This window comes from Streptomyces sp. NPDC051041 (genome assembly GCF_044456065.1).
Taxonomy (GTDB): Bacteria; Actinomycetota; Actinomycetes; order Streptomycetales; family Streptomycetaceae; genus Streptomyces; species Streptomyces glaucus.
In genome coordinates this window covers 46,997-72,704 of the sequence record NZ_JBITFM010000020.1, presented here as the reverse complement: position 1 = coordinate 72,704, position 25,708 = coordinate 46,997, and the positions used below count along the sequence as shown (strand labels likewise).

The following is a 25,708-nucleotide window of genomic DNA, read 5'->3' as shown; positions in this document are numbered from 1 at the left end:
CCGTGACCACCACGACCGACCTGGTGTCGTACGAGGACGCACTCGCGTCGTACGACCCCGTCATGGGCCTCGAGGTCCATGTCGAACTCGGCACCAAGACCAAGATGTTCTGCGGCTGCTCGACCGCGCTGGGCGCCGGGCCGAACACCCAGACCTGCCCCGTCTGCCTCGGCCTGCCCGGCTCGCTCCCGGTCGTCAACGCGACCGGCGTCGAGTCCGCCATCAAGATCGGTCTCGCGCTGAACTGCGAGATCGCCGAGTGGTGCCGCTTCGCCCGGAAGAACTACTTCTATCCGGACATGCCGAAGAACTTCCAGACCTCCCAGTACGACGAGCCGATCGCCTTCGACGGCTGGCTCGACGTGCAGCTGGAGGACGGCGAGATCTTCCGCGTGGAGATCGAGCGCGCCCACATGGAGGAGGACACCGGCAAGTCGACCCACGTCGGCGGCGCCACCGGCCGCATCCACGGCGCGTCGCACTCCCTGCTGGACTACAACCGCGCCGGCATCCCGCTCATCGAGATCGTCACCAAGCCGATCACCGGGGCCGGCGAGCGCGCCCCCGAGGTGGCGAAGGCGTACGTCCGCGAGCTGCGCGAGCTCATCCGGGCGCTCGGCGTGTCCGAGGCCCGCATGGAGATGGGCCAGATGCGCTGCGACGTGAACCTGTCGCTGATGCCGAAGGGCTCCGAGAAGTTCGGCACCCGCTCCGAGACCAAGAACGTCAACTCGCTGCGGTCCGTCGAGCGCGCCTGCCGCTACGAGATCCAGCGCCACGCCGCCGTGCTGAGCGGCGGCGGGACGATCGTCCAGGAGACCCGCCACTTCCACGAGGACACCGGCACCACCACCTCCGGCCGGGTGAAGGAGGAGGCCGAGGACTACCGGTACTTCCCGGAGCCCGACCTCGTCCCGGTCGCCCCCTCGCGCGAGTGGGTCGAGGAGATCCGCGCGGCCCTGCCCGAGCTGCCGCTGGTGCGCCGCAACCGGCTCCGCGAGGAGTGGGGCGTGACCGCCACCGACATGCAGGCGATCCTCAACGCCGGCGCGCTGGACCTGATCGTCGCCACGATCGACGCCGGCGCCGACGCGGCCAGCGCCCGCAAGTGGTGGATGGGCGAGCTGGCCCGGCAGGCCAACGAGTCCGGCAAGGCCCTGGACGAGCTGGCCATCACGCCGCGGCAGGTCGCCCGCGTCACCGAGCTGGTGGCCTCCGGCGACCTGAACGACAAGCTGGCCCGCCAGGTCATCGAGGGCGTTCTCGCGGGCGAGGGCACCCCGGACGAGGTGGTCGACCGGCGCGGCCTGAAGGTCGTCTCCGACGAGGGCGCGCTGACCGCCGCCGTCGACGAGGCCATCGCCGGCAACCCGGCCATCGCGGACAAGATCCGCGGCGGCAAGGTGGCCGCGGCCGGCGCCCTGGTCGGCGCGGTCATGAAGGCCACCCGGGGCCAGGCCGACGCGGCCCGCGTGAAGGAACTGATCCTGCAGAAGCTGGGCGTCGACGAGGGCTGAGCCCCGTTCGCGCACACCCCGGGGGGACGCACCGCGGCCGGTGCGTCCCCCCGGGCGCGTACGGCCACGGGCGGCGCCCCACCAGCCGTACGAAGCCGAGGCTGCGGCCCGCGTCGGCGCGCAGCAGCTCCACCGACCGGCGGGCCATGTCCGCCATGACGGGGTCCGGGCTGTGCTCGGCGCAGACCCCGCTCCACAGCAGCCAGTCCCGCCAGCCGGTTCGGCGGAGGGCGGCGAACGTCCGGGGGGCCGAGGAGTTCCCGCGGCCGGCACCCGATTCCGTGAGCGGCGCCACTCGGACCCGGCGGCTCACCTGATCGGGGTGTGAGCTGCCTCCCACTCTTGTGAACAGCGCCGTGAAAGCCTCAAACGATCACTTTCGCCTGCAACAGTGGCATGCGCATCACCTCGCCTTGCATTGCTCATGCGTTCTTTGCGGGTCGTTCCCTCCGTGGACAACCGTTCCCGGCCGAGGATCCGCCGTAGTCACCCCTCCGGGAGCTCGTTCGTGGCAGCCCTTGCACGCTGGTGTGTCCGACGCCGCCTGATCGCCGTCCTGTTCTGGCTCCTCACCCTCGCCGGGGCCGCCGCCGCCGCATCCGTCGCCGGGACCGCGTACTCGAACGACTACGAGGTCCCGGGCACCGAGTCCGACCGTGCCGCCCAGCTGCTCGAGCGCGGGTTTTCGGACCTCGGCGGCGACAGCGGCACCGTCGTCTGGCACACCGCCGCCGGCACCGTCCGCGCGGCCGACGTCGAACAGACGATGACCCGCACCCTGGACCGGATCGGGGACCTGCCCGGCGTGGCCTCCGTCACCGGCCCGTACGACGGCCGGGGCGCGGGCCGGATCAGCGAGGACGGACGCACGGCGTACGCCACGGTCACCTTCGCCGACCGGGTCGAGGACATCACCGAGTCCGAGGCGCGGGCCCTGGCCGACACCGCCGAGGCCGCCGAGACCGACGGGCTCCGGGTGGAACTGGGCGGCAGCGCCGCCGGACCCGCCGGGTCGGCGGGCGGACACCTCGCCGAGGCCGTCGGCGTGGCGGTCGCCGCCGTCGTGCTCTTCCTGGCCTTCGGCTCCCTCGCCGCCTCGCTGCTGCCCATCGCCACCGCTCTGGTCGGCGCCGGCACCGCGTACGCCGGGATCGCGCTGCTCGGGCACGCGATGACCGTCGCCGACTTCGCGCCCATGCTCGGCATGCTGATCGGGCTCGGCGTCGGCATCGACTACGCGCTGTTCATCGTCACCCGGCACCGGCGCGGCCTGAAGCGCGGCCTCGGCGTCACCGAGGCGGCCGCGGAGGCCGTCGCCACCACCGGGCGGGCGGTCGTCTTCGCGGGTGCGACCGTCTGCATCGCCCTGCTGGGCATGCTGATCCTGCGCCTGAACTTCCTCAACGGCGTCGCCGTCGCGGCCGCGCTGACCGTCGTCCTGACGGTCGCCGCCTCCGTGACCCTGCTGCCCGCCCTGCTGTCCTTCATCGGCATGCGCGCCCTGAGCCGCCGCGAGCGGCACCGGCTGGCGCAGCACGGGCCCGAACCCGAGCTGCCGACCGGGCTCGCCGCCCGCTGGTCGGCGCTGGTCGAGCGCCACCCCAAGGCGCTCGGCGCCCTCGCCCTGACCGTCGTCACCGTCCTCGCGCTGCCCACCCTCGGGCTGCGTCTGGGCACCTCCGACCAGGGCAACGACCCGCGGACCTCCACCACGCGCCAGGCCTACGACCTGCTCGCCGACGGCTTCGGACCCGGCGTGAACGGCCCGCTCACCCTGGTCACCGAGGTCGGCGGCGCCGAGGACCGGCTCGTGCTGGACAACCTCGACCGCACCCTGCGCGCCACCGAGGGCGTCGCGTCGGTGACGCCGGTGACGTACAGCTCCGGCGGCGACACCGCCCACCTCACCCTCGTCCCCGAGTCGGCCCCGCAGGCGCAGGCCACCAGCGACCTCGTCGACCGGCTGCGCACCGAGGTGCTGCCCCGCGCCGAGGCGGGCACCTCGCTCGACGTGCAGGTCGGCGGTGTCACGGCGGGCTACGACGACTTCGCCGACGTGATCGTCGGCAAACTGCCGGCGTTCGTCGGCGTCGTCGTCGGCCTGGGCTGTCTGCTGCTCCTGCTGGCCTTCCGGTCCGTCGGCATCCCGCTGAAGGCCGCCGCGATGAACGTGGCCGCCGTCGCCGCCGCCTTCGGCGTCGTCGTCGCGATCTTCCAGTGGGGCTGGGGCAGCGAACCGCTCGGCCTGGGCAGCGCCGGCCCGATCGAGCCCTTCCTGCCGGTGATCATGGTGTCGGTCCTCTTCGGGCTCTCCATGGACTACCAGGTCTTCCTGGTCAGCCGGATGTACGAGGAGTGGCTGGAGACCGGCGACAACCGGCGGGCCGTCCGCGTCGGCCTCGCCGAGACCAGCCGGGTGATCAACTCCGCCGCGGTCATCATGATCTCGGTCTTCCTCGCCTTCGTGCTCAGCGGCGACCGGGTGATCGCCATGTTCGGCATCGCGCTCGCCGCCGCGGTCGCCCTGGACGCCTTCGTCCTGCGCACCCTGCTCGTCCCCGCCCTGATGCACCTGCTCGGCGGCGCCAACTGGTGGCTGCCGCGCCGGCTGGACCGGTGCCTGCCGCGGATCAGCATCGAGGCGCCCGAGTGCCGCGCCGCCCATGAGAGGCTGGCCGCGAAGACGGACGCCGGGGTGGCGGACGTCCTGGCGAAGGAGGGCCGACAGCGGGATGTACGCGATAGCACTGGGTGACGACGGAGCCGAACTGCGCCCCCTGGAGCCCTGGCACGCCGAGGAGTTCCTCGCCCACCTGGACCGGGGCCGGGAGTTCATCAACCGGTACGTCCCCTTCGGCTCCCGCGCCACCGACGTGCCCTCCGCGCGGCAGCTGCTCCAGGACTACGCCGACCGGCGCGCCGCCGACACCGCCTCCCTGCACGGCCTGTGGCTGGCGGGAAAGCTCGTGGGCGGCGTGCTCACGCTGAACTGCGACGCCCGGGGCGGCAACTGCGAGGTCGGCTGCTGGCTGGAGCCCGCGGGCACCGGGCGGGGCCTGGTCACGCGCGCGATGCGGGTGCTCATCGACTGGCTGGTCGAGCAGCGCGGCATCCACCGCGTCGAATGGGTCGCCGCCGCCGACAACCGGCCCAGCCTGAACGTCGCCCGCCGCCTGGGGATGACCCGCGACGGCGTGCGGCGCGAGGCCTACCTCCATCACGGCGTACGGCAGGACCTGGAGGTCTGGTCCGTGCTGGCCCCCGAATGGCGGGCGGCACGGGCGGGTGCCGTCCGCCACGATCATTAAGGGACCTCTCAGAGAGCGTCCGTACGGTGCGAGACATGGGAACGAAGACAGTGGACGAGACCGGGACCGAGAAGAAGGCCGCCGCGGACGCGGCGGACGTCACCAGGACCGACACGGCGGACGGGGTGACGGGGACGGCGGAGGCCGCGGAGGACTCCGCGCAGAGCACGGCGGACCCGGCGGACGGCACGGCGCAGGGCCCGTCCGGCGTCGGCCAGGGCGCGGGCGCCGTCGTCTCCGCCGCGCTCGGCCTGGTCTCGCTCACCGGCGGCTGGATCGGCACCGTCGCCGCCGCCCGCGAGACCCTCGTCGGCCAGCTGGAGACCTCCTCCGGCGCGAGCGTCGCGAAGCAGGTCGAGGAGGTCTACGGCGACGCCTGGCGGACCACCGCGCTGTGGGCCGGCCTGTTCGCGCTGACCGCGCTGATCGTCGGTGTCGTGGTGCTCGCCCGGCCCGCCTTCGGCGCGCCCGGCAGGCCGCAGGCCCCGTGGATCAAGTCGGTCGCCTGGGCGGGCGTCGCGCTCGGCGTCATCGGCCTGCTCCTGGCCGTCCTGAAGTACACCGGCATCCTGCTCGGACTGCCGTCCACGGGCTGAACCGCCGCGCCCTGAGGGGCCCGGAGCCTGCCGCGGGACGCCCGCGGCAGGCTCCGGGCCCCTCTCGCGCGTCCGGCCCCGGGGCGCCGGAGGACGCGGAACCCGCCCGATGCGGCGGGCCGCCCGCCGATCACGGAGGCGTTCCGCCGCCGAGCCCGGCCGTGCCGGTGGCGGGATCCGGCGGGGCGGGACGAGCGGCGCGGCGCCCGGCGGGCTGCCGGAACCGGACGCGCGTTCGGCCGGAAACCGCGCCCCGTCGCACGGAGGCGGGTTTACGCTGCAGGGGACGTCGGCCGTGGGAGGCAGCGTGTTCAACGTGTTCGAGGAACTGTTCGCGCCCGGCCGCACGCACACCCGGGACGAGCGGAACCGCCTGGAGCTGACCCGGCAGGACGTGGGGGACGGCGACCCCGGACGCGGACCCGTGGACCTCGCGTCCGGGACGGTCGTCGTACGGCTGCCGGAGCCGGCCGAGGGGCAGGCCGCCGACGACGGGCCGGCCGAGGACGAGGACTGATCGCCGCGCCGCGGGCCGGCCGCCCGCCGCGGCCCTCCCGGCGTCGGCCGGTCACCTCACCCGCACCTCCAGGATCCGGTCGTCCCCGTCCTTCGGGGCGCCCCGGCCGTCCGTGTTGCTGGTGACCAGCCACAGCCTGTCGCCGCCCGCCGGGACCACCGTGCGCAGCCGGCCGTACTCGCCCTCCAGGAAGGCCTGCGGGGCGGCCGCGGCCCGGGTGCCCTCCAGGGGGATGCGCCACAGGCGCTGGCCGCGCAGGCCCGCCATCCAGATCGAGCCCTCGGCGTAGGCTATGCCGCTGGGGGAGGCCTCGTCCGTGCTCCACTGGGCGACCGGGTCGTGGAAGCCGGAGTCGTCCGACCTGCCCTCCGCCTCCGGCCAGCCGTAGTTGTCACCCGGCTTGATCGCGTTCAGCTCGTCCCAGGTCTCCTGGCCGAACTCCGAGGCGAACAGGCGCTGCCCGGAGTCCCAGGCCAGGCCCTGCACGTTGCGGTGGCCGTAGGAGTGGACCGGGGAATCGGCGAAGGGGTTGCCCGGGGCCGGCTCGCCCTCCGGGGTCAGCCGGAGGATCTTGCCGCCCAGCGACTCCCGGTCCTGGGACAGGCCCGTGTCCCCGCTCTCGCCCGTGCCCACGTACAGCATCCGGTCGGGGCCGAAGGCGATCCGGCCACCGTTGTGGATCACTCCCTTGGGGATGCCCTTGAAGATCGTGTCGGGGGCGCCCAGCTGCTCGCCGGACGGCTTGTCCTCGTCGTACAGCATGCGGACGACGCGGTTGTCCGAGGCCGAGGTGAAGTACGCGTAGACCATGTGGTCCGAGGCGTAGTCGGGGGAGAGCGCCAGGCCGAGCAGACCGCCCTCGCCGGCCGGCGACACCCCCGGCACCTCGCCCAGCTCGGTCTTCCGGCCCGTGCCGGTGTCGACCCGGGTGATCGTGCCCTCGTCCCGGGAGGAGACCAGCAGGTCCCCGTCCGGCAGCGGGGCGAGGCCCCAGGGGCTGTCCAGGCCCGTGGCGACCGTGCGGACCACCTCGGCGGAGCCCTTGGCCGGGGGCGTCTCCCCGGTGGCCCGCCCGGAGGGCGACGACTGCCCGGTCGTACGGCTCGGGGAGGCGGCGCTCCCGGCTCCGTCCGGCGGCCCTCCGTCGTCGGCGGAGCAGCCGGCCGTCAGCAGGAGCGCGGCGGCGGCCAGCACGGCCGTCACGGCTCGATGATGCACGATCTTGGTCCCTTCGACGCGGCGGGTTCTCCCTGTCATACACCGTCGGCGCCCCACAGGTTCCCGGTCACCGCGTCCCGAACCGCCGGGCCCGCGCCCGCCCGTACGCCCCCGCGCCCGGCCGCCTCAGTCCCACGACCCCCGCGCCGGCGGCAGCAGCGCCACCTCCGCCAGGTCCTGCGGGGTCAGCCGCAGTCCGGCGGCCCCGGCGTTCTCCACGACCCAGCGCTCCTGCTTGGCGCCCGGCACCGGGACCACGTGGCGGCCCTGGGCCAGGACCCACGCCAGGGCCACCTGCGCGGGCGTGACCCGCTCGCCGTGCCGGGCCGCGATGCGGCGCAGGCCGACCACGATCGGCTGGTTCGCGGCCATCATCTCGGCCGTGAAACGCGGGTGCCGGGCGCGCACGTCGTCCGGTTCGAAGCCCTCGCCGGGCGTCAGCGTGCCGGTGAGGAAACCGTTGCCGAGGGGCATCGCGGCGAGGAAGCCGACGCCGCGCGCCTCGCACCACGGCAGCAGCGTCCGCAGCGCCTCCGGCGACCACACCGACAGCTCCGCCTCCACCGCGCTCACCGGGAAGACCTGCTGCACCCGCTCCAGCTGCCGGATCGTCACGTCGTGCAGCCCGGTCCCCGGCCGCCGCGCCGACCGCGCGCCCACCGCGCACAACCCCAGCGCCCGCACCTTTCCGGCCCGGACGAGCTCCGCCATCGCCCCCCAGGTCTCCTCGACCGGGACCTCCGGGTCCGCCCGGTGCAGCTGGTACAGGTCGATGACGTCCGTCTGCAGGCGCCGGAGCGACGCGTCGCAGGCCCGCTTCACGTATCCCGGGCGGCCGTTGGCCACGATGTGCTGCTCGCCCACCAGCAGGCCGACCTTGGTCGAGACGAAGGCGTCGGCCCGGCGCTCCTTGAGCACCCGCCCCACCAGCAGCTCGTTGGTGAACGGGCCGTACATGTCGGCGGTGTCCAGCAGCGTCGAGCCCAGGTCGAGCGCCCGGTGCACCGCCCTGAGCGACTCCTCGCCGCGCTGCCGCGAGGTGCTGTAGGCCCAGCTCATCGGCATGCACCCGAGTCCGACGGCCCCCACCGCGAGCGCCGTCGCGCCGATCGTCCTGCGCTCCACCTGGTCGTGACCCTCCCTCTCCTGGCCACCCCAACCTAACCTCTGCGCCGGCGCGCGCCTGACATAGCCTCCGGACCATGACTGCAGACGTGTGGCTGCCCATACCGCCGGACGAGATCGAGGGGCTCCCCGAGGGACCGGAGTACCGCTTCTGGGACGGGGCGGAGGATTTCCCCGCGGACCCGGCCGACTGCGCCTTCTACGTCGTCCCCTACATGAAGCCCGCCGAGGTCGGGCAGCGTCCCCTGCCCCGGATGAGCGGTGTCCGGGTCGTCCAGACCCTGTCGGCCGGCACCGACCACATCGAGCCGGGCCTGCGCCACCTGGGGCCGGGCGTTCGCCTGTGCAACGCGCGCGGGGTGCACGAGGCCAGCACCGCGGAGCTCGCGCTCGCGCTGATCCTGGCGTCGCTGCGCGGCCTCCCCGACTTCGTCCGGGCGCAGGACCGGCAGGAGTGGCTCGGCGGGTTCCGGCCCGCGCTGGCCGACCGGAACGTCCTCATCGTGGGCTACGGCTCGATCGGCGCGGCGATCGAGGACCGGCTCGTGCCGTTCGAGGTGGCGCGGGTGGTGCGCGTCGCGCGCTCCGGGCGCACCACGGCGCGCGGCCCGGTGCACCCGCTCACCGAGCTGCCCCGGCTGCTCCCCGAGGCGGACGTCGTCGTCCTGTCCACCCCGCTCACCGAGGCCACCCGCCACCTGGTGGACGCGGACTTCCTCGCCCGCATGAAGGACGGCGCCCTGCTGGTCAACGTCGCCCGCGGGCCGGTCGTCGACACCAAGGCGCTGCTCGCCGAGACGCAGAGCGGCCGGATCGCCGCCGCCCTCGACGTCACCGATCCCGAACCGCTGCCTTTCGGCCATCCCCTGTGGCGGGCGCCGGGCGTGCTGATCAGCCCGCACGCCGGCGGCCCGACGTCCGCGTTCCTGCCGCGCGCCCAACGGCTGCTGGCGGACCAGTTGACGCGCTTCGTGAACCGGGAGCCGCTGCGCAACGTGATCCTTACGACGGGCCCGGCCGACGTGTGAACCGCGCGGCGGGCACATCCGTCGCACCAACCGCGTCATCCACTTCGGGCACCCTCCGCGATCCTCCGGATGCGGTGGGTACCCGCATATCCGCTGGCAGTCACGGAGCGTAGAGAAGCTATGTCCCTGAGTGACGAGACTGGTGTATCGTCCCGACAGGGGCTGCGCCGCGCACCGTTCGGCGCCGGGGACGAACACTTCAGAACTGTGAGGGGGGCGACGGGCGATGCACGGCCTATGGACGAACGATCCCACGCGGCGGGTCCGCCGACGGCGACCCTGGCGCACGGTCACGCGCAGGCGCGGCCGGCACGGCGACCACCACATCCACCACGGCCATCACCACCACGGCCATCACCACCGCGGGCACGGCAGCCGCGGCAGGCAGGTCCACCCCACGCGCCGGGACCTTCGGGGCCCGGGAGCGGCGACCACCAGGAGGGCCCGGTGAACGCAGCCCCGCCCCCCACCCTCGACCGAGCGCCGCGGACCCGGCCTTCGCCGAGGACGCCGCTGCCCCGCCCGCCGGCCCCCGACAGCGGGCCGGGGCCGGTCCCCCAGCTCGCCCTGGCCCTGGTCTGCGCGGCCTACGCCGTCGGCTCCGCGTTCGGCTGGGGTTCGGACCGACTGGCACTGATCATGGGCGACTTCGGACTGAGCGCCGCGGCCGGCGCCGCGGCCGTGTCCTGCCTGCTCCACGCCCGCAGCCGCCGCGTCCGCTTCCGGGCCGCCTGGCTGCTGTTCGCCCTCTCCTCGGCGATGGCGGCCCTCGGCAACGCGGTCTGGGGGTGGTACGAGGTCGTCCTCGGGCGTCCCGTGCCCGCGCCCTCGTACGCCGACCTGTTCTTCCTGTGCTTCGCGCCGCCCGCCATCGTGGGTCTGCTGGTCCTGGCCAAGCGGCCGGCGTCCAGGGCGGGCTGGGTCCGCCTCGCCCTGGACGCCTGGCTGATCGGCGGCTCCCTGCTGACGCTGTCCTGGAGCCTCGCGCTCGCGCAGGCCGCGAAGGCCGACGGGACCAGCGTGGCGCACACGGCGCTGTCGCTGGCCTACCCACTGCTCGACATCGTCCTGATCAGCATGGTGCTCGTGCTGCACTTCCGGCGCTCGACGGTGTACCGGCCCGCGGTCAACACCGCGATCGGCGCGCTGGCGCTGACCGTGATGTGCGACGCCCTGTTCACCTCGCCGCTGCTGCACGACAGCTACCGCTCCGGCCAGCTGCTCGACGCGGGCTGGTTCGCCGGCTCCCTGCTGCTGGCGTACGCCCCCTGGGCCGCGTCCCGGCACGGGCAGCCGCCGCAGGACGAGGGGCACACGCGCGTGGTCCACGAGCACGTGCCCGGACAGCGCGGCGCCGGCCCCCGCCCCGCACCCGCGCAGGACGGTGAGCCCGGCCGCCGTCCGGCTCCCCGGCCCATCGCCGGGTCGCTGGCCGCGCTCACGCCCTACCTCGCCGCCGCGGTCTGCACGCTGGGGATCCTCTACAACGTGCTCAACGGCCGCAGCGTCGACCGCGTGGTGCTGATCACCGGCGGCACGGTCGTCCTCGCCCTCGTGGTGCGCCAGGGCATCATGCTGCTCGAGAACATCATCCTCACCCAGGAACTGGCGCAGAAGGAGAACCACTTCCGCTCCCTGGTGCAGGGCTCCAGCGACGTCATCATGATCGCCGCGCCCGACGGCGTCCTCCGGTACGTCTCCCCGGCCGCCGCCGGTGTGTACGGCTGCCCCGCGGAGGAGCTCGTGGGCACGGAGCTGGCAGGCCTCATCCACCCGGACGACCTCGGCTGCGTCGTGCACGAGGTGCGCCGCTTCCTCGCCGCCGACCCGGTCCGGGAACCCACCACCCGCATCGAGTGCCGCTTCCGCTCCGGCGGTGGCGGCTGGCTGAACGTCGAGTCGACCGTCAACCGCCACCACGGCGGCCTCATCTTCAACAGCCGGGACGTGACCGAGAGAGTGCGCCTGCAGGCACAGCTCCAGCACAGCGCCGAGCACGACCCGCTCACCGACCTGCCCAACCGCGCCCTGTTCACCAGGCGCGTCCAGCAGGCCCTGTCCGGCCGCCGCGCCTCCGACCGGGGCGTCGCCCTGCGCAACACGGCCGTGCTCTTCATCGACCTGGACGGTTTCAAGGCCGTCAACGACACGATCGGGCACCAGGCCGGGGACGAACTGCTCGTCCAGGCCGCCCGCAGACTCCAGGACGCGGTCCGGCAGGGCGACACCGCCGCCCGGCTGGGCGGCGACGAGTTCGCGGCCCTGATCGTCGGGGACGGCACCCGCGACCGGGCCGCCCGGGAACGGCACATCCTGGAGCTCGCCGACCGCCTCAGGGTGACGCTGTCGCAGCCGTACCTCATCGACGGCAACGACGTCCGGGTCAACGCCTCCATCGGCGTGGCCTTCGCCGAACCCGGCCTCGGCGCGGGCGAGCTGCTGCGCAACGCCGACCTCGCCATGTACCGCGCCAAGGCGGGCGGCAAGGGCCGCGTCGAGCTGTACAAGCCGCAGATGCAGCAGGACGTGGTACGCAAGGCCGAGCTGGCCACGCGGCTGCGCGCCGCGCTGCACGACGGCGAGTTCACCCTGCTGCACCAGCCGGTGGTGTGCCTGGAGAACGGCCGGATCGCGTCGGTCTGCGCCCAGGCGCGCTGGCGCTCCTCCCAGGGGGTGCTGTTCACCCCGGCCGAGTTCCTGCGCGTGGCCGAGGACAGCGACAAGGCCGCCGAGCTGGGCCGCTGGGTGCTCCAGAAAGCCGTCGAGCAGGCGGCCGAGCGGGCCGCGGCCGGTCTGTCCGTGCCCGTCGCCGTCCGCATGAGCGCCCGCCGGCTGCTGGACCGCTCGATGCCGTTCGGCTCCGTCGAGGCATTGCTGACCCGGCACGGACTGCCGCCCGGGACGCTGCTGATCGAGCTGGCCGACATCGATCCCCGGGTCGACCTGGACGACCTGGAGCGCCGGCTGAACGCCCTCAGGCGGGTCGGCGTCCGGATCGCGCTCGACGGCTTCGGCAGCGGCTACGCGTCGCTCACGGCCCTCCGGCGGCTCCCCGTCGACGTGCTGAAACTCGACCGCGGCCTGGTCGAGGGCGTCGTCGAGTCCGCGCGGCTGCACAAGATCACCAGTGGGCTGCTCCGCATCGCCACCGACCTCGGGCTGCAGTCCGTGGCCGACGGCGTGGATCTGCCGGAGCAGGCCGTCGCCCTGCGCGCGATGGGCTGCACCCACGGGCAGGGCATGGCCTTCTCCGGGGCGCTGGACGAGTACCGGCTGCGCCGGGTGCTCGGCGCCGGCCGGTATCCGGTGCCGGCGGGGCCGGCCGAGCCGGCGTTCGCGGGCGGCGGCGCGGGGGTGTACTCCGGCGGGATGGCCGGTGGCGTCGCCACGGGGGTCCCGGCGGTCCTCGGCGGCGGCACGGCCCTTCGCTCACATAATGAGACTCCCGTCCCACCCACTTGACAGTGGGCGCGCGCCGGGGGGAGGGTCGATGCCATGCGCACCCGAATTCTCGTACTTGGACAGCGCGTCGGCTGAAGCTGGGACCCACCGGTACCACCCGGAATCCCCAGCGACCCCCACCGGCGCGCTCCCCTCGCTTGCCTGACGGCACGAGGGGTTTTTTGTTGCACGGGCGCGAGCAGCTCTCGGCCCGAGCACCAGCCGAATGCCGTACAAACTTCGCACAAGCCCTCAGCACCGAGAAGAGATTGCCGATGACCGAGCAGGCCTCCGGGGCTCACCATCCGCAGCCGCGGCCCCGTCCCTCTGGACAGCAGTCCGCCTCCGTCGAGCACGTCACGGGCGCGCAGTCCCTCATCCGCTCGCTCGAGGAGGTCGGCGCCGACACGGTATTCGGCATTCCCGGCGGTGCGATCCTTCCGGCGTACGACCCGCTGATGGACTCCGGCCGGGTGCGCCACGTCCTGGTCCGCCACGAGCAGGGCGCAGGGCACGCGGCCGAGGGCTACGCCCTGGCCACCGGCAAGGTCGGCGTCTGCATGGCGACGTCCGGCCCCGGCGCGACGAACCTCGTCACCCCGATCGCCAACGCCCACATGGACTCCGTGCCGCTGGTCGCGATCACCGGCCAGGTCGCCTCGTCGTCGATCGGCACGGACGCCTTCCAGGAGGCGGACATCGTCGGCATCACCATGCCGATCACCAAGCACAACTTCCTGGTCACCAAGGCCGAGGACATCCCGCGGGTGATCGCCCAGGCGTTCCACATCGCCTCCACCGGCCGTCCCGGCCCGGTCCTGGTCGACATCGCCAAGGACGCCCTCCAGGCGAAGACCACCTTCTCCTGGCCGCCCGTCATGGACCTGCCCGGCTACCGCCCGGTGACCAAGCCGCACGCCAAGCAGATCCGCGAGGCGGCCAAACTGATCACCGCCGCCCGGCGGCCCGTGCTGTACGTCGGCGGCGGTGTCCTCAAGGCCGGCGCCACCGCCGAGCTGAAGGTCCTCGCCGAACTCACCGGCGCGCCCGTCACCACCACCCTGATGGCGCTCGGCGCGTTCCCCGACAACCACCCGCTGCACCTGGGGATGCCCGGCATGCACGGCAGCGTCGCCGCCGTCACCGCGCTGCAGAAGTCGGACCTGATCGTCGCCCTCGGCGCCCGCTTCGACGACCGCGTCACCGGCAGGCTGGACAGCTTCGCCCCGCACGCCAAGATCGTGCACGCCGACATCGACCCGGCGGAGATCGGCAAGAACCGCGCCGCCGACGTGCCGATCGTCGGCGACGCCCGCGAGGTCATCGCCGACCTGATCCAGGCCGTCCAGAAGGAGCACGCCGACGGCCACCGGGGCGACTACGCCGCCTGGTGGAACGACCTGAACCGCTGGCGCGAGACCTACCCGCTCGGCTACGACCAGCCCGGCGACGGCTCGCTCTCCCCGCAGCAGGTCATCCAGCGCATCGGGCAGCTCGCCCCCGAGGGCACGATCTTCTCGGCGGGCGTCGGCCAGCACCAGATGTGGGCCGCGCACTTCATCGAGTACGACCGGCCGCGCACCTGGCTGAACTCCGGCGGCGCCGGAACCATGGGCTACGCCGTCCCGGCCGCCATGGGCGCCAAGGCCGGCGCGCCCGACCGGACCGTCTGGGCGATCGACGGCGACGGCTGCTTCCAGATGACCAACCAGGAGCTCACCACCTGCGCCCTGAACAACATCCCGATCAAGGTCGCCGTCATCAACAACGGGGCCCTCGGGATGGTCCGCCAGTGGCAGACCCTCTTCTACAACCAGCGGTACTCCAACACGGTGCTGCACTCCGGGCCCGACGACATCAACCCGCAGGCCAGGGGCACCCGCGTCCCGGACTTTGTGAAGCTGGCGGAGGCCATGGGCTGCCACGCCATCCGCTGCGAGGACCCGGCCGACCTCGACAAGGTGATCGAGGAGGCGAACGCCGTCAACGACCGCCCGGTCGTGGTCGACTTCATCGTCCACCAGGACGCGATGGTGTGGCCGATGGTCGCCGCCGGCACCTCCAACGACGAGATCATGGCCGCCCGGGACGTCCGCCCCGACTTCGGCGACAACGAAGACGACTGAGCGAGGAAGAGCGAAGAGGAACCACAGACATGTCCAAGCACACGCTCTCCGTCCTGGTGGAGAACACGCCGGGCATCCTCGCCCGGATCGCCGCCCTGTTCTCCCGCCGCGGCTTCAACATCGACTCGCTCGCCGTCGGCGTCACCGAGCACCCCGACATCTCCCGCATCACCATCGTGGTGAACGTCGAGGACCTGCCGCTGGAGCAGGTCACCAAGCAGCTCAACAAGCTCGTCAACGTGCTCAAGATCGTCGAGCTGGACCCGGCGCAGGCCGTGCAGCGCGAGCTCGTCCTGGTGAAGGTGCGCGCCGACAACGAGACGCGCTCGCAGATCGTCGAGATTGTCCAGCTGTTCCGCGCCAAGACCGTCGACGTTTCCCCGGAGGCCGTGACCATCGAGGCCACCGGATCCAGCGACAAGCTGTCCGCCATGCTCAAGATGCTGGAACCGTACGGCATCAAGGAGCTGGTCCAGTCCGGCACGATCGCGATCGGCCGTGGTGCCCGTTCGATCACGGACCGGTCGCTGCGCGCCCTGGACCGGTCGGCGTAGCACCCGGGACGGGCGGCCGGCGCACCGGCCGCCCGTATTCCGAGACCCGAAGACTTCCCTTCCGCCCACCGGCATACGGTGGGACGCGACACCTGCACACAAGGAGAGAACCCAAAGTGGCCGAGCTGTTCTACGACGCCGACGCCGACCTGTCCATCATCCAGGGCCGCAAGGTCGCGGTCATCGGGTACGGCAGCCAGGGCCACGCCCACGCCCTGTCGCTGCGCGACTCGGGCGTCGACGTGCGTGTCGGTCTGCACGAGGGCTCCAAGTCCAAGGCGAAGGCCGAGGAGCAGGGCCTGCGCGTGGTGACCCCGTCCGAGGCCGCCGCCGAGGCCGACGTCATCATGATCCTCGTCCCGGACCCGATCCAGGCCCAGGTCTACGAGGAGCACATCGCGCCGAACCTGAAGGACGGCGACGCCCTCTTCTTCGGCCACGGCTTCAACATCCGCTTCGGCTTCATCAAGCCCCCGGCCGGCGTGGACGTCTGCATGGTCGCCCCCAAGGGCCCGGGCCACCTGGTGCGCCGCCAGTACGAGGAGGGCCGCGGCGTCCCCTGCATCGCCGCCGTCGAGCAGGACGCGACGGGAGGCGCCTTCGCGCTGGCCCTGTCGTACGCCAAGGGCATCGGCGGCACCCGCGCCGGCGTCATCAAGACGACCTTCACCGAGGAGACCGAGACCGACCTGTTCGGTGAGCAGGCCGTCCTGTGCGGTGGCACGGCCGCGCTGGTCAAGGCGGGCTTCGAGACGCTGACCGAGGCCGGCTACCAGCCGGAGATCGCCTACTTCGAGTGCCTGCACGAGCTGAAGCTGATCGTGGACCTCATGTACGAGGGCGGCCTGGAGAAGATGCGCTGGTCGATCTCCGAGACCGCCGAGTGGGGCGACTACGTCACCGGCCCGCGGATCATCACCGACGCCACCAAGGCCGAGATGAAGAAGGTCCTCGCCGAGATCCAGGACGGCTCCTTCGCCCGGCAGTGGATGGACGAGTACCACGGCGGCCTGAAGAAGTACGGCGAGTACAAGCAGCAGGACTCCGAGCACCTGCTGGAGACCACCGGCAAGGAGCTGCGCAAGCTCATGAGCTGGGTCGACGAGGAGGCGTGAGCCGACCGCCCGAGGGGCCGGGACATTCCGCTCCGGCCCCTTCGGCGAACCCCGGGTAACGTCGGTGGTACGGCGTTGTCCAATCCGTCCGGCCACGGACGGGTGAACCTTCCGAAGCGGCGTAAGACGACGCCACCGGCGCCACTACACTGCTGCACACATACGCGTCAGGCCCACAGCGTCGTGCGTCTTCCACGCGGCTAGCACCCCTCCACCGCCTGCGGCCGTCGGGACGGCCGTCCGCACTGGACATGTGAGGACCCACGTGAGCTCGTACCCCAGTCGAAAAGCCACGGTACTCATCGCTGAAGAGCTGTCGCCCGCCACCGTCGACGCGCTCGGGCCGGACTTCGAGATCCGCCATTGCAACGGAGCAGACCGAGCCGACCTGCTCCAGGCCATCGCCGACGTGGACGCGATCCTGATCCGCTCGGCCACCAAGGTCGACGCCGAGGCGATCGCCGCGGCGAACAGGCTGAAGGTCGTCGCACGAGCCGGCGTCGGCCTCGACAACGTCGACGTCGCCGCCGCCACCAAGGCCGGCGTGATGGTCGTCAACGCCCCCACCTCCAACATCGTGACCGCCGCCGAGCTCGCCTGCGGCCTGATCATCGCCACCGCCCGCAACATCCCGCAGGCCAACGCCGCGCTGAAGAACGGCGAGTGGAAGCGCAGCAAGTACACGGGCGTCGAGCTGGCCGAGAAGACCCTGGGCGTCGTGGGTCTGGGCCGGATCGGCGCCCTCGTCGCACAGCGCATGTCGGCCTTCGGCATGAAGGTCGTCGCCTACGACCCCTACGTGCAGCCCGCGCGGGCCGCGCAGATGGGCGTCAAGGTGCTGTCGCTGGACGAGCTGCTGGAGGTCTCCGACTTCATCACCGTCCACCTGCCGAAGACCCCCGAGACGCTCGGTCTGATCGGCGAGGAGGCGCTGCGCAAGGTCAAGCCGAGCGTGCGCATCGTCAACGCCGCGCGCGGCGGGATCGTTGACGAGGAGGCGCTGTACTCGGCGCTGAAGGAGGGCCGGGTCGCCGGCGCGGGCCTCGACGTGTACGCCAAGGAGCCCTGCACCGACTCGCCGCTGTTCGAGTTCGACCAGGTCGTGTGCACCCCGCACCTCGGCGCCTCCACCGACGAGGCGCAGGAGAAGGCCGGTATCGCGGTCGCCAAGTCGGTGCGGCTCGCCCTCGCCGGGGAGCTGGTGCCGGACGCGGTCAACGTCCAGGGCGGGGTCATCGCCGAGGACGTCAAGCCGGGTCTGCCGCTCGCCGAGCGCCTGGGCCGGATCTTCACCGCGCTCGCCGGCGAGGTCGCGGTCCGTCTCGACGTCGAGGTGTACGGCGAGATCACCCAGCACGACGTGAAGGTGCTCGAACTGTCCGCGCTCAAGGGCGTGTTCGAGGACGTCGTCGACGAGACGGTGTCCTACGTCAACGCGCCGCTGTTCGCCCAGGAGCGCGGGGTCGAGGTGCGGCTGACCACCAGCTCGGAGTCGGCCGACCACCGCAACGTCGTCACCGTGCGCGGCACGCTCGCGGACGGCGAGGAGATCTCGGTCTCCGGCACGCTGACCGGTCCCAAGCACGTCCAGAAGATCGTCGCGGTCGGCGAGTACGACGTGGACCTGGCGCTCGCCGACCACATGGTGGTGCTGCGGTACGAGGACCGTCCCGGCGTCGTCGGCACGGTCGGCCGGATCCTCGGCGAGGCCGGCATCAACATCGCCGGCATGCAGGTGTCCCGCGCGGTCGCCGGCGGCGAGGCGCTGGCGGTGCTGACCGTCGACGACACGGTGCCGCAGGGCGTGCTGTCCGAGGTCGCGGCCGAGATCGGCGCGACGTCGGCTCGGTCGGTCAACCTGGTCTGACCCAACCTCGTCCTCACACGCCGGACGGGCTGACCGCATCAGCCCGTCCGGCGTTCCGCGTGTCCGGCTCCTCCCGGACCCTCACCCGGCGCAGCGTCACCGCCGCCAGGACCGCCGCCCCGGCGAGTACCGCCGCGCCCGCGATCGCCGCGCCCTGCATGCCCTGGGTGAACGCCTCCCGGGCCGCCGTCGCCAGGGCGTCCCCCGCCCGTCCCGGCAGCCGTTCGGCGGCGGCCAGCGCGCCGCCCAGCGTCTCGCGGGCCTCGGCGGGCGCGGAGTCCGGCATCCGGTGGCGGTAGACGGCCGTGCCGATGGAACCGAGGGCCGCCATGCCGAGCGCGCCGCCGAACTCCGCGCCGGTCTCCATCAGGGAGGACGCGGAGCCCGCCCGCTCCACCGGAGCGGCGCCCAGGGCGAGGTCCATGATCTGGGACACCACCATGGTGACTCCCGAGGCCAGCACCCCGCAGGCCGCCAGCACCAGCGCCGGCGAGTCCGGGCCGGCGAACGCCAGCAGCCCGAAGCCGCCCGCGGCCCAGACGAAACCCGCCGTCACCACATGGGCGCGGTGCACGCCCCTGTGCACCAGCGCGGTCGCGGCCGGCGCCGCGAAGCCGATCGGCACCGAGGGCACCAGCGCCCACAGGGCGGCTTCCATCGCGCTCATGCCCAGCACCGACTGCAGGTACTGGGTGGTGAAGAACGCCGACCCCATCATCGCGAACATGGTGACGAGGTTGAGGGCGACGGCCACGCCGAAGCCGCCGCCCCGGAACAGCGCGGGGGAGATCATCGGTGACGCGGCCGTGCGCTGCCGGCGCACGAACAGGGCCGCGAAGAGCAGACCCGCGATGACCGACACGACGTACCGGAGGTGCCAGCCGTCGGAGGAGATCTCCTTCAGGCCGTAGACGACCGGGAGCACCGCGGCCATCGACAGCGGGATGCCGATCCAGTCGAGGCGGCCCGGGGCGGGGTCCTTCGACTCGGGCAGCAGGACGGGGCCGAGGACCAGCAGCAAGGCCATCGCCGGCAGGTTGACCAGGAAGACCGAGCCCCACCAGAAGAACTCCACCAGCACGCCGCTGAGCACCGAGCCGAGCGCCACGCCCGCCGTCATCACGCCGGACCAGACGGCGATGGCCTGCGCCCGTTGGCGGGAGTCGGCGAACAGCGAGCGGACCAGGGCCAGGGTCGAGGGCATCAGGGTGGCGCCGCCGACGCCGAGCAGCGCGCGGGCCGCGATGAGCATCTCGGCGCTTCGCGCGTAGGCCGCCGCCAGGGACGCGGCGCCGAAGGCGGTGGCGCCGATCAGCAGCAGCCTGCGGCGGCCGATGCGGTCGCCCACCGAGCCCATCGTCATCAGCAGGCCGGCCACGGCGAAGGCGTAGATGTCGAAGATCCACAGCTGTTGGGTGCCGGTGGGTCCGAGGTCGGCGCTGATCGCGGGGACGGCGAAGTAGAGGACGGAGACGTCCATCGAGACCAGGAGCAGCGGAAGCATCAGCACGGCGAGCGCGGTCCATTCGCGGCGCCCGGCGCGGTGCGGGTTCGTCGTCATGCCGGTGACTGTACGCACGTCTTATACGGCTGTCTAGAACGGCTGTATAAGACGCTTGTATGTGCCGCGGGGTAGGGTGGCGCCATGGGACACCGCGAGGATCTGCTCGAAGGCGCCAAGCGCTGCCTGCTCGCCAAGGGGTTCGCGCGTACGACGGCCCGCGACATCGTCAAGGAGTCGGGGACCAACCTGGCGTCGATCGGCTACCACTACGGGTCGAAGGACGCGCTGCTGGCGCAGGCGTACGTGGAGCTGGTGGAGGAGCTGTCCGTCGCCTTCGACGGCGAGGTGCGGGGGGCGCCCGGTTCGCTGGAGCGGTTCGCCGGGATCTGGTCGAACATCATCGCCACCATGCGGGAGCCGGGCTCGCTGTGGCGGCTCAGCATGGAGATCGTGAGCATGGGCGACCAGCTGCCCGAGGTGCGCGACCACCTCGCGCGGGCCCAGCGGGAAGGGGCGCGCGGGTTCGTCGAACTGTTCACGGGCGTGCCCGAGGCCGAGGCGCCGGACGAGGTCGTCGACACCCTCGGCGCCTTCTACACCACCCTGATGATGGGCGTCATGGCCCAGTGGATCTTCGACCCGAGGACCGCGCCCGAGGCCGGTCAGCTCACCGAAGGGCTGCGTCAGGTGATCGAGGCCGCCACTCGGACGTGACGCGTCCCTCGCGCAGTTCGACCACGCGGTCCGCGAAGTGCCGCACGACCGCGCGGTCGTGGCAGATGAACAGGTAGCCGAGGCCCAGCTCGTCCTGGAGGTCGGCGAGCAGGTTCAGCACGCCGGCCCGGACCGACGCGTCCAGCGCCGACACCGGTTCGTCCAGGACCAGCAGCCGCGGCTCACAGGCCAGGGCGCGGGCGATGCCGGCCCGCTGGCACTGGCCGCCGGACAGCTCGTGCGGGCGCCGGTCGCCGTACGCCGGGTCCAGGCCGACGCGTTCGAGGAGTTCCGCGACGCGGGCGGGGCCGTCGTCGGCGTTCCAGCGGCCCCGCACCTTCAGCGGTTCCGCCACGGCGTCCCGGATGCGGTGGCGGGGGCTCAGGGAGCCGTAGGGGTCCTGGAGGACGGGCTGCATACGGGGGCGCAGGGGGCGCAGTTCGCGTTCCGTCAGGCCGGTCAGCTCGCGCCCCTCGAAGCGGACCTCGCCGCCGTCGGGGCGGCGCAGCAGGAGCACCGCCAGCGCGGTGGAGGACTTCCCGCAGCCGGAGGGGCCGTCGAGGGCGAGGGTCTCGCCGGCCTCCAGCGCGAAGGAGACGTGGTCGACGGCCGTCACCGGGCCGTAGCGGACCACCAGGTCACGGACGTCCAGCAGCGGCTCGGTCACAGGAACTCCCGGATCGGGTCGGGGACGTCGGCCGCCCGGTGGCAGGCGACCAGCCGTCCGTCCAGCGGCTGCGGCTCCGGTTCACGCGTCCGGCAGGGATCCGCGGCCAGCGGGCAGCGCGGGGCGAAGGCGCAGCCGGCGCCGAGGGCGCCCGGTGCGGGCGGGGAACCCGGGAGCGCCGGGAGGCGGCGGCGGGGCGGGCCGTCCGGCCGGGGGAGCGAGGCCAGCAGGCCCGCGGTGTAGGGGGCGCGGGGGCGGGCCAGCACCTGGCCGGCGGGGCCGGCCTCGGCCGCCCGGCCGGCGTACACGACCAGCACGCGGTCGGCGTGGCGCCGGACGGCGTCCAGGTCGTGCGTGACGAGGACCAGCGCGGCGCCGACCGCCTCCCGCTGCTCGGCGAGCACCCGCAGCACCTGCTCGCGGCGCTCCTCGTCCAGGGCGGTGGTCGGTTCGTCGGCGACGACGACGTCCGGCTCGTTGACCGTCGCCATGGCGATCACCGCGCGCTGCCGCATGCCGCCGGAGTACTCGTGCGGGTACGCCCGCGCCCGGCGGGCGGCGTCCGGGATGCCGACGCGCTCCAGCGCCGCCACCGCCCGCGCCGCCGCCTCGCGCCGGGACACGCGGCGCACCGACCGCACCGCGGCGGCGATCTGGTCGCCGACCGGGTGGACGGGGGAGAGGGCGGACAGGGCGTCCTGCGGCACCAGGCTGATCCGGCGCCCGCGCCCGGCCGCGAGATCGGCGGAACCGTGCAGCAGGACCGTGCCGCCGACCGCCGCGCCGCGCGGCACCATCCCGAGCAGCGCCCGCGCGGTGAGCGACTTGCCGGCGCCGGACTCCCCGACGATGCCGAACGCTTCGCCGGGGCGGACGTCGAAGGAGAGCCCGCGGACGACTTCGACGCCGTCGAAGGAGACGCGGAGGTCCCGCACGGACAGGAGGGGGGCGGGCGCCTCGGGATCCTCGCCGGGAAAGGGCGCGGGACGCGGCTCGTGGGCCGGGGCGTCAGGCTTCACCGGCGGGCTCCTTCCGGGCCGGGGCGGGTACGGGGCCGGCGCCCGGCCGGGCGCCGGGCGCGGCCGGGGACGGCGGCGGGCAGGGTCCGCCGGCCGCAGCGGGGCGTGCCGGGGAGCGCACCGGGCGTCGGCCGGCCGCTCCCGAGGTGCGGCCGGGGCGGGTGAGCGACGACGCCGAGACCGCGAGGCCAGCCAGGAGGGCCAGGGCGACGGCGGGGGCGAGGGCGGCCCAGGGGGCGCGTTCCACGTAGGCGCGGGACTCGTCGAGGAGCAGGCCCCACTCGGGCGCGGGCGGCTGCGCGCCCAGGCCCAGGAAGCCGAGGGAGGCCAGGGCGAGGGCGATGCCGGGCAGCCGCAGCAGGGCGTGCCGGGCGACCGGCGCGGCCACCGACGGCAGGACGTGCCGGGTCAGGATCCAGGCCGGCGACGCGCCGATGGCCCGCTGCGCGGTGAGGAACGCCGACGCCCGCACCTCCTGCACCAGCGCCGCCGCGTGCGCGGCCAGGGGCGGCCAGGAGATCAGAGCGACGGCGAGGGCGGCCCCGCCGGTGCCGGGCCCGGCCGCCGCGGCGACCAGAATGCCGACGATCACCGGCGGCAGGGCGTTGGCGATGTCCGCCGCGCCCGCCGCGAACCCCGGCAGGAAACCCAGGGCCAGTCCGGCCAGCAGGCTCAGCAGGCAGACCGCCGCCGCCGTGCCGACCGTCGAGGCGGCCCCGTGTCCGAGCCGCGCCAGCACGTCCCGCCCGAGTCCGTCGGTGCCCAGCGGGTACGCCCAGGAGGGCGCCGCCAGCCGGGCGGTGGTGTCGACGGCGTACGGGTCGCGCAGCAGACCCCAGCCGACCGCGGCCAGCAGCACGGCGGCGAGGACCACCGGCACCGCCGGGTGCGCGCGCACCGGCCGGGCCGGGGGCAGCGCGAGCCCGGCGTCGCGCAGGGCCGGCCCCAGCAGCCGGCGCCGTACCAGCGCGGCCAGCGCGCCGGTGACCAGACCGAGGACGAGCAGGGCCAGGACGGCGCCCTGGAGCAGCGGCAGGTCCTGCGACTTGGCCGCCCCCAGCGCCGTCCGCCCGATGCCGGGCACCGCGAACACCGTCTCCACCGCGACCGCGCCGCCCGCCAGCCCCACGGCGACCATGCCGGACTGCGGGACCAGCGGCGGCAGTACGCGGCGCAGCGCGGCGGCCGCGATCCGGGCCCGGCTCACCCCCGCGCCCCGCCACAGCTCCACCCACCGCTCGCCGAGCACGGCGGGCAGCGCGTCCGCGACCAGGCGGCCGAGCAGCCCGCCCGCGGGGACGCCGAGGGCGACGGCGGGCAGCACCATGTGCTCCGGCCCCCGCCAGCCGGACGTCGGCAGCCACCCCAGCCACACCCCGCACACCAGCAGCGCGACCGTGGCCAGCAGGAACTCCGGCACGGCGGCCAGCATGGCGGCGAACGCCCCGCCCGAGGCGCGCCCCCGCACCAGGACGGGCGCCACCAGCGCGCAGGCCAGCAGCACCGCCACGGCGAGCGAGGCGCCCATCAGGGCCAGCGAGACCTGCAGCCCGGACACCACCGACGGCAGCACCTCGGCCCCCGACACCCAGGACGTGCCGAGATCGCCGCGCGCCGTACCGCCGGCCCACCTCCCCAGCAGGGCGAGGGGCCCGGCGTCCAGCCCGAGGTCCCGCCGTACGGCGTCCAGGGCCTCCCGCGTCGGCTCCTGCTCGGCGGAGCGGGCCCGCAGCACGGTCAGCGCCGGGTCCCGGCCGGAGAGCCAGGGCAGCAGGCCGACGGCGGCCAGGACGGCGGCGAGTGCGAGGGCGCGGGTCGACCCCGCCGCGGTGGGCCTCACCTGAGGTGGGTGGCCGCCGTGACGAGCTCCCGCTCGCGCGGGTCGTGGGCGGCGCCGACCACGTCGGCGGCGTCGCCCTGGATCACCCGCTCGTGGAGCATCGGCACCGCCGCGTCGGTGGCCAGCACGGCGGCTTCGGCGGCGACGACCGCCGCGCGGCGGTCGTCGCCGGTCGGCGTCTCACCGGCCTTGCGCAGCGCCTTGTCCACCGACGCGTCGGCGAGCTGGGAGATGTTGAAGGAGCCGTCGGAGGCGAAGTCGCTGTAGAGGTAGGCGGCCGGGTCGCCGGAGTCCAGGACGGTGGCCCGGGACAGGAGGAACGCGTCGAACTCGCCGGCCAGCGCGTCGGACTCGATGGCGGCGTACTCGCGGACGTCCAGCTTCACCCGGAACCCGGCCTTCTGGAGCTGCTGTTGCAGTGCGGCGGCCACCTCGGGCAGCTCGGCCCGGTCGGTGAAGGTGCCGAGGGTGATGGTCCGGCCGGCGGGGCGGCCCGCCTTCGCGCGGGACACCGGCTCGCGCAGCTCGGCCGCCCAGGGGAGCGCCGGGCCGAGCAGCCCCTCGGCCACGTCGGCGCGTCCCTCGTACACCCCCTTCACGATCGACTCCGCGTCGATCGCCTCCCGGGCCGCCGCCCGCAGCGCGGGATCCCGGAAGGCGCCCTTCGCGGTGTTCAGGTAGAGGGTGTTGGTGCGCGGCATCGGCACCTCGGTGATCAGGTCCTCGTCGAGCAGCGCCGCCTGCGACACCGGCACCGCCTCGACGATGTCGGCCTCGCCGCTGCGCAGGGCGGCGGCGCGGGCGGTGCCGTCCGGCACGAACGTCACGTCGATGCCGGGGGCCTCGGCCCGGCCGCCCCAGTAGTCGTCGTAGCGGTCGAGGGAGGCGGAGGAGGTGCCGTCGACCTCGGTCAGCTCGAAGGGGCCGGTGCCCGCGCCGACCGGGTCCACCGTCTTCCCCCGGTACGCCTTCGCCGCGAGGATCGACAGCTGGGGGGAGCTGAGCCGCTGCGGGACGAGGGGGTCCTCGACGGCGGTGGTGACGACGACCCGGTTCCCGTCGGCCCGCGCGGTCAGCTCCACGCCGTCGAGGATGCGGGGCTTGGGGGAGGCGGTGGCGGCCCTGGTGAGGGAGCGCACCACGGCCTCGGCGGTGAGCTTCGAGCCGTCGTGGAAGGTGACGCCGTCGCGGATCGTGAACGTCCAGCTGCGGCCGGACCGGGTCCACCCGGTGGCGAGGGCGGGCCGGGCGTCGCCCTGCGCGTCCAGCTTCACCAGCGTCTCCGCCGTCGACCAGCGGGAGAGTTTGAAGGCGTCGTCGGAGAGCGGGGACAGGCCCGAGCGCGGGGGCTGCATCATCGCGACGCGGATCCGCCCGCCCTCGGCGCCGGCGTCACCGGAACCCGTCGCGGAGAAGCATCCGGTGAGCAGCGCGAGAGCCGCGGCGGACGCGGGCAGGCGGAGGAAGCGGACGGGGACGCGCACGGGACACTCCGGGTAAAGGGCTGGTCAATGGTTGAGCGCGCGATGACCGTAGCACGATGACAATCGTT

At 73.8% G+C, this 25,708-nt stretch carries 19 protein-coding genes; 12 read left to right on the top strand and 7 right to left on the bottom strand.

All coding sequences use genetic code 11. The features are described from left to right. Positions 1-2: 2 nt before the first annotated feature. From gatB to ACIBAI_RS25110, 5 genes are all read left to right on the top strand, one after another. Complete coding sequence (gene gatB, locus ACIBAI_RS25130) at positions 3-1,517, top strand: Asp-tRNA(Asn)/Glu-tRNA(Gln) amidotransferase subunit GatB (RefSeq protein ID WP_399037603.1); 1,515 nt, start codon at positions 3-5, stop codon at positions 1,515-1,517. Positions 1,518-2,025: 508 nt separating this feature from the next. Then, a complete protein-coding gene (locus ACIBAI_RS25125; RefSeq protein ID WP_399037601.1) occupies positions 2,026-4,272 on the top strand; it encodes an MMPL family transporter in 2,247 nt (748 codons plus the stop codon). Beyond that, the gene (locus ACIBAI_RS25120; protein WP_399037599.1) at positions 4,250-4,825 is read left to right on the top strand and encodes a GNAT family N-acetyltransferase; all 576 of its coding nucleotides are present in this window, start codon (positions 4,250-4,252) and stop codon (positions 4,823-4,825) included. Before ACIBAI_RS25125 ends, ACIBAI_RS25120 begins: the two co-directional genes overlap by 23 nt. Before the next feature lie 35 nt (positions 4,826-4,860). Then, positions 4,861-5,421, top strand: coding sequence for a hypothetical protein (locus ACIBAI_RS25115; RefSeq protein ID WP_399037597.1), 561 nt, complete (start codon positions 4,861-4,863; stop codon positions 5,419-5,421). Between the two features lie 307 nt (positions 5,422-5,728). Further along, positions 5,729-5,938: a DUF6191 domain-containing protein gene (locus tag ACIBAI_RS25110; RefSeq protein WP_399037681.1), complete on the top strand. Its 210-nt coding sequence runs from the start codon at positions 5,729-5,731 to the stop codon at positions 5,936-5,938. A 51-nt stretch (positions 5,939-5,989) separates the two neighbouring features. Here the strand turns inward: ACIBAI_RS25110 and ACIBAI_RS25105 are convergent, their stop codons facing one another. Together ACIBAI_RS25105 and ACIBAI_RS25100 are read right to left on the bottom strand one after the other, a co-directional pair. Next, positions 5,990-7,195, bottom strand: coding sequence for a PQQ-dependent sugar dehydrogenase (locus ACIBAI_RS25105; protein ID WP_399037595.1), 1,206 nt, complete (start codon positions 7,193-7,195; stop codon positions 5,990-5,992). 87 nt (positions 7,196-7,282) lie between these two features. Then, positions 7,283-8,281 carry an aldo/keto reductase gene (locus ACIBAI_RS25100; protein ID WP_399037593.1) on the bottom strand — a complete coding sequence of 333 codons (999 nt, stop codon included), beginning with the start codon at positions 8,279-8,281 and terminating at the stop codon, positions 7,283-7,285. A 77-nt stretch (positions 8,282-8,358) separates the two neighbouring features. Here ACIBAI_RS25100 and ACIBAI_RS25095 point away from each other — a divergent pair, with 77 nt between their 5' ends. From ACIBAI_RS25095 to serA, 6 genes are all read left to right on the top strand, one after another. Next, positions 8,359-9,309 carry a 2-hydroxyacid dehydrogenase gene (locus tag ACIBAI_RS25095; RefSeq protein WP_399037591.1) on the top strand — a complete coding sequence of 317 codons (951 nt, stop codon included), beginning with the start codon at positions 8,359-8,361 and terminating at the stop codon, positions 9,307-9,309. A 447-nt stretch (positions 9,310-9,756) separates the two neighbouring features. Next, positions 9,757-12,771, top strand: coding sequence for a putative bifunctional diguanylate cyclase/phosphodiesterase (locus ACIBAI_RS25090; protein WP_399037589.1), 3,015 nt, complete (start codon positions 9,757-9,759; stop codon positions 12,769-12,771). Positions 12,772-13,025: 254 nt separating this feature from the next. After that, positions 13,026-14,876: an acetolactate synthase large subunit gene (locus ACIBAI_RS25085; protein ID WP_399037587.1), complete on the top strand. Its 1,851-nt coding sequence runs from the start codon at positions 13,026-13,028 to the stop codon at positions 14,874-14,876. A 29-nt stretch (positions 14,877-14,905) separates the two neighbouring features. Beyond that, complete coding sequence (ilvN, locus tag ACIBAI_RS25080) at positions 14,906-15,430, top strand: acetolactate synthase small subunit (protein ID WP_344605993.1); 525 nt, start codon at positions 14,906-14,908, stop codon at positions 15,428-15,430. Positions 15,431-15,546: 116 nt separating this feature from the next. Continuing rightward, positions 15,547-16,545, top strand: a complete 999-nt coding sequence (gene ilvC / locus ACIBAI_RS25075; protein WP_344605991.1) for a ketol-acid reductoisomerase — start codon at positions 15,547-15,549, stop codon at positions 16,543-16,545. 265 nt (positions 16,546-16,810) lie between these two features. Further along, positions 16,811-18,412: a phosphoglycerate dehydrogenase gene (gene serA / locus ACIBAI_RS25070; protein WP_399037584.1), complete on the top strand. Its 1,602-nt coding sequence runs from the start codon at positions 16,811-16,813 to the stop codon at positions 18,410-18,412. Positions 18,413-18,425: 13 nt separating this feature from the next. On the opposite strand, the gene ACIBAI_RS25065 is transcribed toward serA, so the two are convergent. Next, positions 18,426-19,973: an MFS transporter gene (locus ACIBAI_RS25065; protein ID WP_399037582.1), complete on the bottom strand. Its 1,548-nt coding sequence runs from the start codon at positions 19,971-19,973 to the stop codon at positions 18,426-18,428. Positions 19,974-20,057: 84 nt separating this feature from the next. Here ACIBAI_RS25065 and ACIBAI_RS25060 point away from each other — a divergent pair, with 84 nt between their 5' ends. Continuing rightward, on the top strand, positions 20,058-20,630 hold the full coding sequence (locus ACIBAI_RS25060) for a TetR/AcrR family transcriptional regulator (RefSeq protein ID WP_399037580.1): 573 nt from the start codon (positions 20,058-20,060) through the stop codon (positions 20,628-20,630). On the opposite strand, the gene ACIBAI_RS25055 is transcribed toward ACIBAI_RS25060, so the two are convergent. From ACIBAI_RS25055 to ACIBAI_RS25040, 4 genes are all read right to left on the bottom strand, one after another. Beyond that, positions 20,584-21,297 (bottom strand): ATP-binding cassette domain-containing protein, encoded by a 714-nt coding sequence (locus tag ACIBAI_RS25055; protein WP_399037579.1) that lies wholly within the window; start codon positions 21,295-21,297, stop codon positions 20,584-20,586. The genes ACIBAI_RS25060 and ACIBAI_RS25055 overlap by 47 nt on opposite strands. Then, on the bottom strand, positions 21,294-22,238 hold the full coding sequence (locus ACIBAI_RS25050) for an ABC transporter ATP-binding protein (protein ID WP_399037679.1): 945 nt from the start codon (positions 22,236-22,238) through the stop codon (positions 21,294-21,296). The genes ACIBAI_RS25055 and ACIBAI_RS25050 overlap by 4 nt, the downstream gene beginning before the upstream one ends. Before the next feature lie 67 nt (positions 22,239-22,305). After that, positions 22,306-24,156: an ABC transporter permease subunit gene (locus ACIBAI_RS25045; protein ID WP_399037577.1), complete on the bottom strand. Its 1,851-nt coding sequence runs from the start codon at positions 24,154-24,156 to the stop codon at positions 22,306-22,308. Further along, complete coding sequence (locus ACIBAI_RS25040) at positions 24,153-25,640, bottom strand: ABC transporter substrate-binding protein (protein ID WP_399037575.1); 1,488 nt, start codon at positions 25,638-25,640, stop codon at positions 24,153-24,155. Before ACIBAI_RS25040 ends, ACIBAI_RS25045 begins: the two co-directional genes overlap by 4 nt. Positions 25,641-25,708: the final 68 nt, after the last annotated feature.

Coding starts and splice junctions, on each gene's coding strand:
- ACIBAI_RS25120 (WP_399037599.1), top strand. CDS start 4,250: ATGTACGCGATAGCACTGGGTGACGACGGAGCCGAACTGCGCCCCCTG.
- ACIBAI_RS25115 (WP_399037597.1), top strand. CDS start 4,861: ATGGGAACGAAGACAGTGGACGAGACCGGGACCGAGAAGAAGGCCGCC.
- ACIBAI_RS25105 (WP_399037595.1), bottom strand. CDS start 7,195: ATGACAGGGAGAACCCGCCGCGTCGAAGGGACCAAGATCGTGCATCAT.
- ACIBAI_RS25095 (WP_399037591.1), top strand. CDS start 8,359: ATGACTGCAGACGTGTGGCTGCCCATACCGCCGGACGAGATCGAGGGG.
- ACIBAI_RS25085 (WP_399037587.1), top strand. CDS start 13,026: ATGACCGAGCAGGCCTCCGGGGCTCACCATCCGCAGCCGCGGCCCCGT.
- ilvN (WP_344605993.1), top strand. CDS start 14,906: ATGTCCAAGCACACGCTCTCCGTCCTGGTGGAGAACACGCCGGGCATC.
- ACIBAI_RS25065 (WP_399037582.1), bottom strand. CDS start 19,973: ATGACGACGAACCCGCACCGCGCCGGGCGCCGCGAATGGACCGCGCTC.
- ACIBAI_RS25060 (WP_399037580.1), top strand. CDS start 20,058: ATGGGACACCGCGAGGATCTGCTCGAAGGCGCCAAGCGCTGCCTGCTC.